The organism is Pseudoalteromonas sp. H71, assembly GCF_001468485.1.
Taxonomy (GTDB): domain Bacteria; phylum Pseudomonadota; class Gammaproteobacteria; order Enterobacterales; family Alteromonadaceae; genus Pseudoalteromonas.
Map to the genome: position 1 here is coordinate 150,364 of NZ_LODI01000045.1, position 14,161 is coordinate 164,524.

General features: G+C 40.3%; 15 protein-coding genes and 1 pseudogene. 7 read left to right on the forward strand and 9 right to left on the reverse strand.

Annotated elements, in window-relative coordinates:
• The 9 genes and pseudogenes from ATS71_RS19235 to pspA all read right to left on the reverse strand — a co-directional run.
• Window positions 1–210, reverse strand: a pseudogene (locus ATS71_RS19235) (DUF2804 domain-containing protein); the annotation flags it as partial.
• 204 nt (window positions 211–414) lie between these two features.
• A complete protein-coding gene (locus ATS71_RS16035; RefSeq protein WP_006793641.1) occupies window positions 415–759 on the reverse strand; it encodes a 4a-hydroxytetrahydrobiopterin dehydratase in 345 nt (114 codons plus the stop codon).
• A 38-nt stretch (window positions 760–797) separates the two neighbouring features.
• Window positions 798–1,595 carry a phenylalanine 4-monooxygenase gene (gene phhA, locus ATS71_RS16040; protein ID WP_058405715.1) on the reverse strand — a complete coding sequence of 266 codons (798 nt, stop codon included), beginning with the start codon at window positions 1,593–1,595 and terminating at the stop codon, window positions 798–800.
• Between the two features lie 231 nt (window positions 1,596–1,826).
• On the reverse strand, window positions 1,827–3,014 hold the full coding sequence (megL, locus tag ATS71_RS16045; protein WP_058405716.1) for a methionine gamma-lyase: 1,188 nt from the start codon (window positions 3,012–3,014) through the stop codon (window positions 1,827–1,829).
• A 140-nt stretch (window positions 3,015–3,154) separates the two neighbouring features.
• Window positions 3,155–4,183: a TIGR01620 family protein gene (locus tag ATS71_RS16050; RefSeq protein ID WP_058405717.1), complete on the reverse strand. Its 1,029-nt coding sequence runs from the start codon at window positions 4,181–4,183 to the stop codon at window positions 3,155–3,157.
• On the reverse strand, window positions 4,180–5,604 hold the full coding sequence (locus ATS71_RS16055) for a YcjX family protein (RefSeq protein WP_058405718.1): 1,425 nt from the start codon (window positions 5,602–5,604) through the stop codon (window positions 4,180–4,182). The genes ATS71_RS16050 and ATS71_RS16055 overlap by 4 nt, the downstream gene beginning before the upstream one ends.
• A gap of 55 nt (window positions 5,605–5,659) precedes the next feature.
• The gene (gene pspC, locus ATS71_RS16060; protein WP_058405719.1) at window positions 5,660–6,061 is read right to left on the reverse strand and encodes an envelope stress response membrane protein PspC; all 402 of its coding nucleotides are present in this window, start codon (window positions 6,059–6,061) and stop codon (window positions 5,660–5,662) included.
• Window positions 6,058–6,291 carry an envelope stress response membrane protein PspB gene (gene pspB / locus ATS71_RS16065; RefSeq protein ID WP_058405720.1) on the reverse strand — a complete coding sequence of 78 codons (234 nt, stop codon included), beginning with the start codon at window positions 6,289–6,291 and terminating at the stop codon, window positions 6,058–6,060. Before pspB ends, pspC begins: the two co-directional genes overlap by 4 nt.
• 66 nt (window positions 6,292–6,357) lie before the next feature.
• The gene (gene pspA / locus ATS71_RS16070; RefSeq protein WP_058405721.1) at window positions 6,358–7,017 is read right to left on the reverse strand and encodes a phage shock protein PspA; all 660 of its coding nucleotides are present in this window, start codon (window positions 7,015–7,017) and stop codon (window positions 6,358–6,360) included.
• 186 nt (window positions 7,018–7,203) lie between these two features.
• Here pspA and pspF point away from each other — a divergent pair, with 186 nt between their 5' ends.
• The 7 genes from pspF to ATS71_RS16105 all read left to right on the forward strand — a co-directional run bounded on the left by pspF (window position 7,204) and on the right by ATS71_RS16105 (window position 14,115).
• A complete protein-coding gene (pspF, locus tag ATS71_RS16075; RefSeq protein ID WP_058405722.1) occupies window positions 7,204–8,268 on the forward strand; it encodes a phage shock protein operon transcriptional activator in 1,065 nt (354 codons plus the stop codon).
• Window positions 8,269–8,283: 15 nt separating this feature from the next.
• Window positions 8,284–9,891: an ABC transporter substrate-binding protein gene (locus ATS71_RS16080; protein WP_058405752.1), complete on the forward strand. Its 1,608-nt coding sequence runs from the start codon at window positions 8,284–8,286 to the stop codon at window positions 9,889–9,891.
• Window positions 9,891–10,925: an ABC transporter permease gene (locus tag ATS71_RS16085; RefSeq protein WP_058405723.1), complete on the forward strand. Its 1,035-nt coding sequence runs from the start codon at window positions 9,891–9,893 to the stop codon at window positions 10,923–10,925. Before ATS71_RS16080 ends, ATS71_RS16085 begins: the two co-directional genes overlap by 1 nt.
• Window positions 10,912–11,805, forward strand: coding sequence for an ABC transporter permease subunit (locus ATS71_RS16090; protein WP_058405724.1), 894 nt, complete (start codon window positions 10,912–10,914; stop codon window positions 11,803–11,805). Before ATS71_RS16085 ends, ATS71_RS16090 begins: the two co-directional genes overlap by 14 nt.
• Window positions 11,806–12,798 carry a peptide ABC transporter ATP-binding protein gene (locus ATS71_RS16095; RefSeq protein WP_058405725.1) on the forward strand — a complete coding sequence of 331 codons (993 nt, stop codon included), beginning with the start codon at window positions 11,806–11,808 and terminating at the stop codon, window positions 12,796–12,798.
• A complete protein-coding gene (locus ATS71_RS16100) occupies window positions 12,798–13,559 on the forward strand; it encodes an ATP-binding cassette domain-containing protein (RefSeq protein WP_058405726.1) in 762 nt (253 codons plus the stop codon). The genes ATS71_RS16095 and ATS71_RS16100 overlap by 1 nt, the downstream gene beginning before the upstream one ends.
• A gap of 73 nt (window positions 13,560–13,632) precedes the next feature.
• Complete coding sequence (locus ATS71_RS16105) at window positions 13,633–14,115, forward strand: VOC family protein (protein ID WP_058405727.1); 483 nt, start codon at window positions 13,633–13,635, stop codon at window positions 14,113–14,115.
• The last annotated feature ends 46 nt before the right edge of the window (window positions 14,116–14,161 follow it).

A 14,161-nucleotide genomic window follows, 5' to 3' on the forward strand; every position in this document is an offset into this window, starting at 1 on the left:
AACGATCGCAAGCCCAACGACTAATTCTTCGCAAGTAATGCTTATAAATTGGAACTGGTTAAACTTAAGTTTTTTTGCAAGCATACCGCATGGTTTATCCATTGAGTTTCTTAAGTCAAAATCCAAGTAATTAATATGTTTAATCCCTTGCGGGAATAAACCAAAGTTAGCCTGTCCATCAGGGTTAATAAGCTGCAGTTTTGTTGCCATGTAACCATCCTTTTTTATACAGCCTATATTATTCTCGGACACAAAATAATCAACCTAGAATATAACTACATGGCATATATTTGTTTTGTTATCCATATGCTTTTTGTTGTAACAATTTTAATTGTAGAAGGTGATAATTTACCAAAGCCAATAAAAAAGCACTTATAAAAATAAGTGCTTTTAGTTTGCTCAATTAATTTTTTATTACAGTGCGTTAAACACGTCGTCTGTTTTAGCTGCGCAAATAAAGTCGTTTTTGTGCAGGCCTTTAATTGAATGGCTCCACCATGTAACGGTTACTTTGCCCCACTCGGTCAATAAACCTGGGTGGTGGCCTTCATCTTCTGCCATGTCGCCAACTTTATTGGTAAACGCGATAGCTTGCTTAAAGTTTTTAAATTTATAAACACGTTCAAGCTGCATAATGCCGTCGCGTACTTCAGGTACCCAGTCTGGGATTTTAGTAATTAATTGTGCAAGCTCTTCGTCAGACACTTTTGGAGCATCTACGTGGCAAGCTTCGCATTTTTGTTCACTTAATGAAGACATCTTAAATCCTTACTTTAGCGTTTCTTTTTAAATTAAAGTTAACTAGCTAATTTTTCTTTTGGTGGAAATTTTGGGTCGTGCAAACCAAGCTCTTTAGCTTGCTCTACCAAAGTCATAATATCCATTTGCGATATATCAAACAGATCATGAATAGAATTAATGGTGAAGTACTGTGGCTGCATAATATCAATACGGTACGGCGTACGCAGCACATCAATGACGCTCATTGGCGTTATTTCTGGTGTATCTGAATACACGTATTGCGTTTCACCCGGGCTTGATAAAATACCGCCGCCGTAAATCCGCAGGCCGTTTTCGGTTTGCATTAAACCAAACTCAACGGTAAACCAGTACATACGAGCTAAGTATACGCGATCTTTTTTCTGCGCCGCATAACCTAGTTGGCCGTATTTGTGTGTGAATTTGGCAAAATCTGGGTTTGTTAGCATGGCGCAGTGGCCAAATATTTCATGAAAAATATCTGGTTCTTGGAGATAGTCAAACTCTTCACGGCTACGAATAAACGTCGCTACCGGAAATTGTTTGTTTGCCAACAACCTAAAAAACTCATCAAAATCGATAAGTGCTGGCACTGGCGCAACCTGCCAGCCAGTAGTGGCAAGAAGTACCTCATTAAGCTCACTTAATTGCGGTATACGATCGTGAGGCAGGTTTATTTTTTTAAGCCCATCCATGTACTCATCGCAGGCCTTGCCTTCAATGCATTCAAGTTGACGTGCCACTAGCTCTGACCAAATTTTATTTTCTTCTTCGCTCCAGTGTATGACGCCATTTTCGTCTGGTGTTTTGGAGGTGTATTTACTTGATTTAGCCATAAGTACCTTCTTGGGTGTGTACCCTAAATGTGTGTCAGTGTGATACTCAAGATTAATGAATATCTAATGCAGCCATACTATGCAAAAGTGAACAAAAGTTTAATAGATAGGCTAACATCTGTGCTTGGCACGATTACACAAACTGTAAATTAAAAATTACAGTGATGGCACTTTTAATGTACAAACCCAAATTTAAAGGCATTTAGGCTACATTAATATGTATATAAAAAATTACACATAAACTATTTGAGCAAATGCTTGGTCTAAATCGCTAATAATGTCGTTAACATCTTCGAGCCCAACCGAAAGCCTGATCAGCCCATCACTTATTCCAGCAGCAGCTCGCTCCTCTGGTGTATAAGGAGAATGAGTCATAGAAGCTGGGTGCTGAATGAGTGTTTCGGCATCGCCGAGACTGACAGCAAGTGTACAAAGCTTCATGCTATCAATAAATTGGGCGCCTTGTTGTAAGGTGCCTTTTATTTCAAACGCAATTACGCCGCCTGCAGCTTTCATTTGATTACCAATAAATTTATACCCTGGGTGAGATTTAAGCCCTGGGTAATAAACAATATTAACCTGCGGGTGCGCCTCTAAGTATTCGGCTACTGTTTGGGCACTTTGACAGTGACGATCCATGCGTATGGCTAAGGTTTTTAATCCGCGATTTATAAGCCATGCGTCGTGTGGGCTTATGGTGGCACCAATGTCTTTTAGTACGGTCATTTTAATTAGGGTGATATGCTCGAGCGATCCACACACAAGTCCTGCCACTACGTCGCCATGGCCATTTATGTATTTGGTGGCACTGTGCATAATTATATCAATGCCATATTGTTTTGGTGATTGCAGCAGCGGCGTTAAAAAGGTGTTGTCGACCACGCTAATTAAGTTGTGCTGTTTAGCAATAGCGCCAATAAGTGCTAAATCAATTACAGCCATTGTTGGGTTTATAGGTGTTTCTACAAATATCATTTTTGAATTTGGTTTAATCGCAGCGCGAAGTTCGGCTTCATTGGTCATATCAACAAACGTCACTTCGATTCCCCAACGCGGTAACATGTGCGCAAAAAATGCGAATGTACATCCATACAATGCACTTGAGGCCACTAGGTGGTCGCCTTGTGATAAAAAGCTCAATACCGATGCAGACACAGCGCCCATACCGGTAGCCGTTGCCGCAGCCGCTTCACAGCCTTCTAGCTGTGCTATTTTTTGTTCAAGCTCGGTGGTTGTTGGGTTACCTAGACGAGTGTAAATATAGCCTGGTTCATCCCCTGCAAAACGTGCGGCACCTTGTGCTGCATTTTCAAAATGAAAGGTTGATGTTTGGTATAACGGAGAGGTTAATGCGCCATGAGGATCGTTTGCTTTTTGCGGGCCATGAATACATTGTGTATGAAGATGATGCTTGGTCATTATCTTTGTGCTCATTTTTATTATGTGTTGTTAGTGACATAGATAAAAACGTACCACAGTTTAAATCACAAGCATGCCGGATGCTCAGATGGCTATTTGTGCAAAGTTTACCCGCTTAGCTGTACACAAATATTTCCATGCTATTGTGTAGGCTCTGTTTTTCCTCGTTTTATAATTTTACCTGCAATACTTTGTACGGTCTCTTTTAGCAAGCTCCGCTTGTGCTCGAGCCTTGGTAAAGGGCGACTTAGCTCCATTGCTTTGTAGCCTATACGCGCTGTAAAAATACCAGCGCTGACGCCTTGTGCTGCTCGCCCAGAAAGTTTACCCAATAACTCAGCACTTAGCGCCGTTGCCGCTAAATCAGATACCAGCTCAGCACTACCTACAAACATGACTTGCTTTATCAGCATGCGATAAAGCTTAATTCGACTAGCATAGCCAAATCCAATGCCATAAATTTTACCAATTTGCTCTATTAGCTTGGTGCCACGCCACAATACTGCCATCATATCCACTAGCGCAATTGGGCTCAGTGCAACCAATAATGCGGACTCGGTTGCGAAACGATTTATAAGCTTTTTCGCTTGAGTATCTTGGGTGACCAATAAACTATTTGCGTATAGTGTCATTATTTCTTTATCGCTGTGATGCTCTGCAACTTGACTTTTAAAAGTGTCGAAGTTATCAAGCTGTTGGTGTTTATTTAACTTTTCAAGCCAAGGCAATGCCCCGCCTACTTGCTCACTATTTAAAAGTCTATCGGCTTCAACTCTATGCAACTGGTTACGTTTTAAACTGCGCAACATTGAATATTCTCGCCACAACATTCGTCCAATTAACAGTACACCGCTGACGACGGCGGTTAAATAAACACTGCCTAAAATAATAGATTGCTGAAATGTAAATACTAACGAAAACGCAAACTCTAAAAGTACAAGCACAATAAAGCTAATCGTAAAAATACCTTTTAAGGTTTGCCATTTTGATTTTTTATAAACTGGAGTTAGGTCAATTTCAGGCTCAAGTGTTTCGTCATCAAAGTCATCGCTATCATTACTTTGCCCGTGCTCAATCACTTTTGCAGGAACTAAAGCGGGTTCAATTTGTTCAACATCTTGTGTGTCTATTCGGCGACCAGCTTGAAACTGAGGTTGTGTCTCATTCATGATAATTTGTCTCCTAACAAGTACTGCATTACATGATCAAGGCGAATGTGTTTTAGTTGTTTATCTGGGCATGGCATGGGCGTAAACGATAAAAACTCAAAACCTTGTGCGGGCCATTCAGCTTTACTAAGCATGCGCCTCGGCGGCTGTGGCGGTAAATAAGTTAACCAGTCTTGCTCGTTTAAAGGTTTACCATAAATACAATCAAGCGTTTGGCCTTTATCATTTATTTGGCGCGGTTGCGTAGCCGTTATTGACGACATAGCCATGGTTTCTATTTGCACACCATCGAATTTTAAATAGTTAGTTTGCTCATGCACTAGCGAATCGAGCAGTAATGCCAAGTCTTTATGGTGCTTGGCACTGATGTGATCTGATTTATTTGCTGCAAAGAGTATTTTATCTATGTTGGGTTTAAATAAACGTTTGAAAAACCCTGACTCGCCGTAATTAAAGTGGGCAAGCAATTGGTTTATTACGCTACTTTGCTCTTGAAGTGTTGCATGGCCTTCGTTTAAAGCGCTTAATGCATCGACTAACACTATTTGACGGTCAAAATGTTTAAAATGCTCGTTGTAAAAAGGCTTAACCACTTCTTTTACATAAGCATTAAAGCGCTTAATAAGGTGCTCTAAATTAGATCCCGCAATAATATCACCTCTATTAAACTGCTGAGAATTAACAGGGAAAAATAATAATAGCGGCGCACCTTTTAAGTCACCAGGCATTAGCATTCGCCCAGGTTGTAGCATAGCTAGTTTGGTGTCTTTTTTAAGACCCAACAGCATATGTTGGTAAAGCTCAGCAATGTGTGAAAGTAAGCTCTCATCAACAGGTGCGTTTAAGTCAAGCTGCTCAAGCGCATTTAAAAAATCATTAGACGTATTTACGCGCGGGTGTTGCAGTAATAAAGGGTATTGAAGATCACACCACTGCTCATAGCTTTGCTCAAGCATGGGTAAGTCAAGTAACCACTCGCCGGGGTAATCTATAATATCTAAGTACAACGTGGATTGCGGTGAAAAATGCCCACGTAAACCCGTATTGCTCTGATATTTTATTGCCAAACGAAGTGTATTAATGCGCTCAGTCGATGCGGGCCATTTTGGTTCGCCGTCACTTGGTAAAAGAGAATTAAGCGCACGCGTATAATCAAAAGTGGGAACGTTAAGCGCCTCTTGCGGTACAACTTTGGTAGCAATATGGCGATGCTCTCGCATTACGTCAAAAAACGGGAGGTTTTTATCGTTAGCTTGTGTCGTTAATTGCTTTACTAAGGCTGTAATAAAGGCGGTTTTACCGCTGCCACTTAACCCGGTAACAGCCAATTTCACATGCTGATCTAAACTTCGGTGAAGGGCTTTTTGTGCACTGCCTTTAATACTTTTAAAGGTCTTTTTAGCAAATGAAGTACTACTCATAATGGGCTAGCACTTCATTGATGCTTAATCACCTAATAAAGTGCCATTAAATCCTTTAAAGTTTATTGATTTCACGGCTTACCGTAAACTCGCTAGAGGTAACGTGGCGTTCCATATCTTGAAGGCGTGTATCTACTCGCGCTAAACGCTCTTTTAAATCTTGTAAAGCGCGGCGCGGTGGCTCACCCTTTTGCCATACTTTAAATTTTACTTCTAACGGATCGTCAGCTTTTGTTGAACTATTGGTATGTGCAGTCGTTGGCTCTTTTTTGTCTAAAATAAACCACGCTGCAATATACGCTACCACAAATAATGGGCCACCTGCTAGCAGTACCGCACTAACAAATATAATGCGAACTAACCATAACTCCATATTAAAGTAGTCACTTAATCCCGCACACACACCGGCTATTTTACCGCGCTGTGGGTCTCTTAATAATTCGCGTTTGGCATTCATATTTTGCGTCTCCATTGTGGTGACTCTTGATCAAGCAATGCTTCAAGTGTTTCTACTCTATCAGCCATGCGTTCAGCTTTATGTGCTAGTTCGAGTAATTGGCGGTGTTCATGTTCACTTAAACCTTGGCTGACTTGCTTTTTGCTACGGTAGTGTAAAATTAACCACAGTGGCGCAACAAAAATCATAAATAAGATAAATGGTGCAACTAGTATCTCTGGATCAAACATAATCCTCTCCTGACAATCCGTTCAAATATGTTAAGCAGTGGGGCACATTACATGCCCCTGTATAAATTACTTATCAGCAAGCTTCTTTTTAAGTTCAGCTAGCTCATCATCAATTTTTTCATTTTTTTGTAAATCAGCAATTTCGTCTGCTAACGTTTGCTTACCTAAATCGTAAGACTCTATTTGAGATTCTAGTCCATCAATTTTAGTTTCGTAACGTTCAAAGCGATTAAGTGCGTCTTCTACTTTAGAGCTATCAAGTGCTTTTTTCACTTCTAGGCGCGACTCAGCTGAACGCTGGCGAAGAATTATTGCCTTTTGACGTGATTTAGCATCAGCTAACTTTTCTTGTAGTGTGGTCACTTCTTGCTGAAGCTTCTCAATATGAGACTCTACATGCTCAAGTTCACCTTCAACGGCACTCACTGCATCTGCCGACTTTTGCTTTTCGAGTAATGCTGAACGTGCTAAATCTTCGCGGTCTTTACTAAGTGCTAACTCAGCTTTTTCTTGCCAGTCACTTACTTGAACTTTAAGTGTATCAAGGCGGCGAACAATTTCTTTTTTCTCAGCCAAAGTTTTAGCTGATGTAGAACGCACCTCTACCAGTGTATCTTCCATTTCTTGGATAATCAGACGCACCATTTTTTCTGGGTCTTCTGCTTTATCTAAAATGGCATTGATATTAGAATTAACAATATCTGCAAAACGTGAAAAAATTCCCATAACATTTACCTCTGTAATTAAAACTTAGTTAGTCTGCTTTAACTAGTATCAATATGCTTGCCAACTTTTTAAAAAACAAAATACACTTTATTTTCATTAAGTTAAACTAAATATACAAATTACTTTAGTTATTCATAATTATGAAATACACTAACAGTTAGTAAAAATGACCAAGACTTAGGGAATATGAGCCAATATCGCCAACAAGACAATTTACTAGGCCAATCAGACAGCTTTTTATCGGTATTGGATCAAGTATCGCAACTCGCTAATTTAGATAAGCCGGTGCTTATTATTGGCGAACGAGGCACAGGTAAAGAGCTTATTGCTGCTCGCTTACATTTTTTATCTAAGCGTTGGGATCAAAACTACGTAAAGCTAAACTGTGCAGCCTTGAACGAAAACCTGCTCGAAAGCGAATTATTTGGTCACGAAAGCGGTGCATTTACCGGGGCCAGTAAACGCCACGAAGGCCGTTTTGAACGCGCTAACAGCGGTACGCTATTTTTGGATGAATTAGCAAATACATCTGCCATGGTACAAGAAAAGCTTCTTCGCGTTATAGAGTATGGTGAGTTTGAACGCGTTGGCGGTAAGCAAACTGTTAAAGTTGACACCCGCTTAGTATGCGCCACCAATGAAGACTTACCATATCTTGCAGAACAAGGTGAATTTAGAAGCGATTTGTTGGACCGATTAGCATTTGATGTAATTACCCTCCCTCCACTGCGTGAACGTCAAGACGATATTATGTTGCTTGCAGAGCAGTTTGCGATGAACATGGCACGCGATTTAGAGTGGGAGTTATTCAGTGGCTTTACCCGAAGCGCTACAGAAACACTTTTATCGTATGATTGGCCGGGAAATATTCGTGAGCTTAAAAATGTGGTTGAGCGTAGTTTGTATCGCCACGGTAGTGAACATATTCCCGTTCACCAGATTATTTTAGACCCATTCGAGAGTCCATTTAGGCCAAAAGCACGTATTAAAGCTCCTATAACTCCGAAGCATGTAAGTGCTGAGCCTATTTCTGTTGCCGCGCCTGTAAGCATTTCTGAGCAAAAAGTAGACGCTGATATTCAATTTCCTTGTAGCTTAAAAGAGCGCTCAAATGAGTTTGAAATAAATATGATTAATAAAGCGCTTGAGCACAGCCAATTTAATCAAAAGAAAACTGCAGAAGTACTTGGTTTAACGTATCATCAATTACGTGGGTATCTAAAAAAATACAATTTGTTGGATCAACAATAGTTAGAGGTTATGCGTGTGCATAAATTTTTACTTACTTTACTAGCCGTCACTTTAGCTGGCTGCTTAGATAGTGAAGAACGCGTCATTGAAGAAAAAAGCCAAGGCTTGGTATATTGCGCCGAAGCAAACCCTGTGTCGTTTAACCCACAAGTAACAACCACAGGCTCAACTATTGATATTATTGCAAATCAGCTTTATGACCGTTTAATAAGTATTGATCCGGTTACTGCAGAGTTTCAAAGTGAACTCGCTACAGATTGGAGAGTAAGTAAAGATGGTAAGTCTGTCACATTTACTTTACGACAAAACGTGCCGTTTCATACGACTGCGTACTTTACTCCTACACGCACATTTAATGCCGATGACGTTATTTTTACCTTTAGCCGATTATTTGACGTTTACAACCCTTATCATTTTGTGGGTGATGCAAGTTACCCTTATTTTCAAAGTGTAGGCGTTGATCAGCTCATCCGAAAAATTGTTCGCGTATCTGACTACCAAGTCAGGTTTGAGTTATTTAATGCTGAAAGCAGCTTTTTAGCCAATATGGCAACAGATTTTGCGGTAGTTTTATCGGCAGAATATGCAATGAAACGCAAAGCAGCCGAGCAAGAAGGGTTATTTGATCAATACCCTGTAGGCACTGGTCCTTATATTTATCGTGAATATCGCCGAGATAATTTAGTCCGCTTTTACCGTAATCCTGATTATTGGAAACACGACGTCGCTCTTGAACAACTTGTTTACGATATTACCCCTAATGGCACAGCCCGAATCGCAAAACTACTTACTAAAGAATGCGACTTAGCCGCTCACCCTAGTAGTGCTCAGTTGAGTATTTTAGCCCAGCGTGAAGATATTAATATTGAAAAAGAAACGAACCTTAATGTTGGCTATTGGGCTTTTAACACAGAACGCCCACCTTTTGACGATATTCGAGTTCGCAAGGCGCTTGCACATGCAATCGATACAGATAAAATAATGCAAGCGGTGTATTACGGCAACGGAACACGAGCCGAGTCGATGTTACCACCAACGTCTTGGGCATTTGATGCCCAAACATCGATGCCATTGTTTGACCCCGATCTTGCCAAAAGTTTGCTTGCAGAAGCAGGCTTAAAAGATGGGTTTGATATGAATATTTGGGCTATGCCGGTAAGCCGTATTTATAATCCAAATGCGCGTAAAATGGCTGAGCTGATGCAAAGTGATTTGCGCAAAATAGGCGTTAACGTAAATATTGTAGAGTACGAGTGGAATACGTTTATTCAACGCATTGGTGAGCACCGCCACGATAGCGTGTTACTTGGCTGGGCAGCAGACACGCCTGACCCAGATAATTTTTTTAGCCCTTTATTAAGTTGCTCTGCAACATTTAGTGGTAAAAACCCCGCTAATTGGTGCAACCCAAAATTTGATTTATTATTAGCGCAAGCACTCGATACCACCGATATATTAATGCGAAAAAAATATTATGCCGATGTGCAATCGCTCATTATGGATGAATTACCCTTGCTACCAATTGCTCATGGCCTACGGTTTCAAGCAAGTAGTGCCGATGTTGAAGGCATAACACTTGGTCCATTTGGTGCTATTTCGTTAGCCAATGCGAGGAAAAAGTAATGATCCTTGATTATATTTTACGCCGCCTTGGTTTATTACTTTTTATGCTATTAATGCTAAGCATATTTACGTTTTCTCTCGCTTATTTATTCCCTGGAGATCCGTTAAGTAATTTAAGTGGTGTGCCAAGTAATAACTTCTCGCAAAATACTCAACTGGAAGATAAATATCTATATAACAGCAATTACTTCACTCAATACATCGCTTTTTTGGGCCGTGTTTTTCAAGGCGATTGGGGCTTATCGTTTGCCTCTGGCGACAATGTGTTCTCGCATATTCTTGATCTATTACCGGCAACGCTAGAGCTTAGTGTTTATGCACTTATTGTGTCTATTTTTATTGGTGTGCCTGCAGGAATTTTAGGTTCAGCATATTACAATCGCTGGCCCGATAAGCTCATTAATTCAACGACCATTGTGGGCTATTCTATGCCTGTATTTTGGTTGGCTTTATTACTAATTATGATTTTTTCTCTCAAATTGGGGTGGTTTCCAATGTCGGGCAGAATGGGGCTTCTTTATGAAATTCCGCCATCTACTGGGTTTATGTTGATTGATATTGCGTTAGCAGGTTTTCCATATAAAGGCATGGCATTTACTGACGCATTACATCATTTAACATTACCAACCATAGTACTTGCCATGTACCCAACAACTGTACTTGTGCGCTTTACCCGAGAGTCAATGTTAAAAATAATGGATCAAAACTTCATAAAAACAGCGCGAGCAAAAGGATTGAACCGACGTCAGTTAATTTTGCACCACGCACTGCGTAATGCACTTTTACCGGTCATAAAAAAAATTGGTTTGCAATTTAGTACATTAATTACGCTTGCTATGATCACCGAGGTTATTTTTTCATGGCCTGGTATTGGCCGCTGGTTAATAGACAGTATTTACCAACGAGATTTTCCTGCCATTCAAGGCGGCTTAATGGCTGTATCATTGTTTGTAATTTTAGCCACCATTGTAACCGAACTTCTTTACAGTTTATTCGACCCACTCTCACGGAACCAAGCCCATGGCAAAGTTTAAAGTATTTTCTGAAGAGTCGAATAAATCGCCACTTGCGCGATTTTGGCGAAAATTTAAAAACAATCACCCTGCCCTTGTTGGTTTATGGGTGTTTATAGCATTTGCCTTACTTGCTGCCAGTGCACCATTTTTAGCGCCTTATGGGGTAAACCAGCAGCACAGCGATGCACTACTTATTCCGCCTTCATGGCATGAAATGGGCGACGTGCGCTTTATTTTAGGAACAGACGATTTAGGGCGTGATGTGTTGTCGCGATTAATGAACGGCGCAACTTATACCTTTGGTTTATCAGTGGTCGCCGCGTTACTAACGACTATAATAGGCGTATTAGTCGGTACTTTTGCAGGCATTAGCCGTGGTATCCGTTCAAGCTTTTTAAATCACCTACTTGATATCACTCTTTCAATACCCTCATTGTTGTTAGCTATTATTATTATCGCAGTGCTTGGCCCTGGCTTAATGAATACCGTATGGGCAATTATTTTAGCGTTATTACCCCAGTTTATTCATTCAATCAGAAACCTAATAGTAGAAGAGCTGAGCAAAGACTATATCACCGCGTTTAAGCTCGACGGCGCTTCAAATTGGCATATTATATCTCGTGGTATTTTCCCCAATATTTACGAACATATTGTGGTTATTTTTACTATGGCACTGTCTACGGCCATACTAGATATTTCTGCGTTGGGTTTTTTAAAGCTCGGTGCACAACCTCCTACCACCGAGTGGGGGGCTATTTTGGCAGAAAATCTTGGCTTAATTTATTTGGCTCCTTGGACGGTTGCTTTGCCAGGGGTATTATTATTTTTAGCGGTATTATCAACCAATTTAGTAGGCGATGGACTTAGACAAGTGCTAAAAGAGCGTAAGGCCGATTAAATGCAATTACTTGATGTAAGAAACTTAACCATTGAACTGCGTACTTCAGAAACCGTTATAAGAGCGGTAGATAGGGTCAGCTTTAGTTTAAAAGAAGGTGAAGTACATGCGCTTGTAGGTGAATCTGGTTCAGGTAAAAGCCTTATAGCAAAAGCCATTGTTGGTGTTTTAAATGAACGCTGGAATATAACCGCTGACCGAATCCATTGGCGGGGTGTTGACTTAATGCGCCTAACTCCTGAACAACGCAGGCAAACTGTGAGCAAAGACATTGCGATGATCTACCAAGATCCAAGTCGGTGCCTAGACCCTACGGCGAAAATTTTTAATCAAATTGCTGAAACACTGCCAGAAGTTGCTCGCAAAGGGTTCTTTTTAAAACGTAATAGAGACCGAAAAGACCGAGTTAAGGCGCTTATTCACAAAGTCGGCATAAAAAATCATGAAGCCGTACTTGATAGTTACCCTCACGAGCTCTCTGAAGGTGTGTGTCAAAAGGTAATGATTGCTATGGCGATAGCTCGCACACCTAAGCTTTTAATTGCTGACGAGCCTACTACAGCGCTAGAGAGTACAACTCGGGCACAAGTATTTAGATTATTAAAAAGTCTTAATCAGCTAAAAAATATGTCTATTTTAATGATTTCACATGAGCTTGAAGAAATTGCCGATTGGTCACATGGTATTCACGTTTTATATTGCGGCCAAATGGTTGAGGCAGGCCCTACCCATAAAATATTTAAGCAGCCTCGCCATCCTTATACCCAGGCCTTGTTAAAAAGCTTACCCGATTACGAACAAGGTTTGGCACATAAAGAACCGTTTTATGCACTTAAAGGCACTATTCCAACCTTACAACATTTACCAATTGGTTGTCGCCTTGGACCTCGCTGCCCACAGGCACAAAAAGAATGTGTGGTAACTCCTACACTAACTAAACACAGTGGTCACAGTTATGCATGTCATTTTCCGCTCATAAAGGAGATGAAGTAATGCAACCTACTCTTAAGGTACAAGCGCTATCTAAAACATTTGATGTGCGGGCTGGTTTATTTAAACGGAAAAAGTTTGAAGTACTAAAAAATATTTCATTTTGTATTGGCAAAGGTGAAACCATTGCTGTAATTGGCGAAACCGGGTCGGGTAAAAGTACCCTCGCAAAACTCCTTGCTGGTGCAGATAATGCTAACTCAGGGCAAATATTATTAGAAGGCAATATAATCGAAGACAACGGTATTCGAGATAACCAATGTCGTCACATTAGAATGATTTTCCAAGACTCGGGAGCGTCGTTAAACCCTGGTCTCACTATTGGCGACATGCTTGATGATTGCTTGCAGTATAATACTGACTTTGATGAAGAAGAACGGGCAGAAAAAATAAATTTAACACTTTCTAAAGTGGGGTTATTAGTTGATCACCAACATTATTACCCGCATATGTTCAGCGTTGGTCAATTACAACGTGTGGCTTTTGCCAGAGCACTTATTTTAGACCCTAAAGTAATGGTACTTGATGAAGCTGTATCATCATTAGACCCATCTATTCGTGCCCAAATAGTAAATTTATTACTTAAGTTACAACGTGAAACAGGTTTAACGTATGTCATGATCACCCACCATCTTAGTTTAGTACGCCATATTAGTGACCAAGTAATTGTGCTTGATAAAGGCGAAGTGGTTGAATATGGTTTGACCGAAAGTGTATTTAATAACCCTCAATCAAAAATAACGCAGCGGCTATTAAGCTGTTAATGCAATTTTTGTAATGTAAGTGCGTTTTAGAAGGGCCTTGTTATTAACTTTTGCTTTTTAACAAGGCCACTCCATGCTCAAACACACACTACTTAGCATTACTCCCCTACTGCTTTTATCTACCTCTGCTATTGCCGATACCCCTAACAAAGTTAAAAACTGGGTTGGCGGAATCGATCATTTAGGTTTAACAGTTTCAGATTTAGATTCATCTAAGGTGTTTTTTACTGATGTGCTTGGTTTTAAAGTGATGGGAAATGATGCGACTTACCCTGCTTACTTTTTATCTAATAAAAAAACAATCGTTACATTGTGGCGAGTTAAGAATGATGAAAAACGTGTAGCGTTTAATCAATCAGAAAATGTAGGCCTACACCATTTAGCACTCAGTATTGAAAAACACCGAAAGTTAAGCAAGCTGCACAAACACTTAAAAATGCAAAATAATATTACTATAGAATTTGCACCAGAGAATTTAGGGAAAGGCCCTGCGCAACACATGATGATAAGAGAGCATAGCGGTAATCGTATTGAATTTATTGCGAGGCCTATCTAGCCCCATAAAATGATGAGTATTATTACGCAATGGTAAAAGCACATCC

Coding starts and splice junctions, on each gene's coding strand:
- pspB (WP_058405720.1), bottom strand. CDS start 6,291: ATGTTTGATCCAGAGATACTAGTTGCACCATTTATCTTATTTATGATT.
- ATS71_RS16105 (WP_058405727.1), top strand. CDS start 13,633: ATGCTCAAACACACACTACTTAGCATTACTCCCCTACTGCTTTTATCT.
- ATS71_RS16095 (WP_058405725.1), top strand. CDS start 11,806: ATGCAATTACTTGATGTAAGAAACTTAACCATTGAACTGCGTACTTCA.
- ATS71_RS16090 (WP_058405724.1), top strand. CDS start 10,912: ATGGCAAAGTTTAAAGTATTTTCTGAAGAGTCGAATAAATCGCCACTT.
- pspC (WP_058405719.1), bottom strand. CDS start 6,061: ATGAATGCCAAACGCGAATTATTAAGAGACCCACAGCGCGGTAAAATA.
- ATS71_RS16050 (WP_058405717.1), bottom strand. CDS start 4,183: ATGAATGAGACACAACCTCAGTTTCAAGCTGGTCGCCGAATAGACACA.
- pspF (WP_058405722.1), top strand. CDS start 7,204: ATGAGCCAATATCGCCAACAAGACAATTTACTAGGCCAATCAGACAGC.
- megL (WP_058405716.1), bottom strand. CDS start 3,014: ATGACCAAGCATCATCTTCATACACAATGTATTCATGGCCCGCAAAAA.
- ATS71_RS16035 (WP_006793641.1), bottom strand. CDS start 759: ATGTCTTCATTAAGTGAACAAAAATGCGAAGCTTGCCACGTAGATGCT.
- ATS71_RS16100 (WP_058405726.1), top strand. CDS start 12,798: ATGCAACCTACTCTTAAGGTACAAGCGCTATCTAAAACATTTGATGTG.
- ATS71_RS16085 (WP_058405723.1), top strand. CDS start 9,891: ATGATCCTTGATTATATTTTACGCCGCCTTGGTTTATTACTTTTTATG.
- phhA (WP_058405715.1), bottom strand. CDS start 1,595: ATGGCTAAATCAAGTAAATACACCTCCAAAACACCAGACGAAAATGGC.
- pspA (WP_058405721.1), bottom strand. CDS start 7,017: ATGGGAATTTTTTCACGTTTTGCAGATATTGTTAATTCTAATATCAAT.
- ATS71_RS16055 (WP_058405718.1), bottom strand. CDS start 5,604: ATGAGTAGTACTTCATTTGCTAAAAAGACCTTTAAAAGTATTAAAGGC.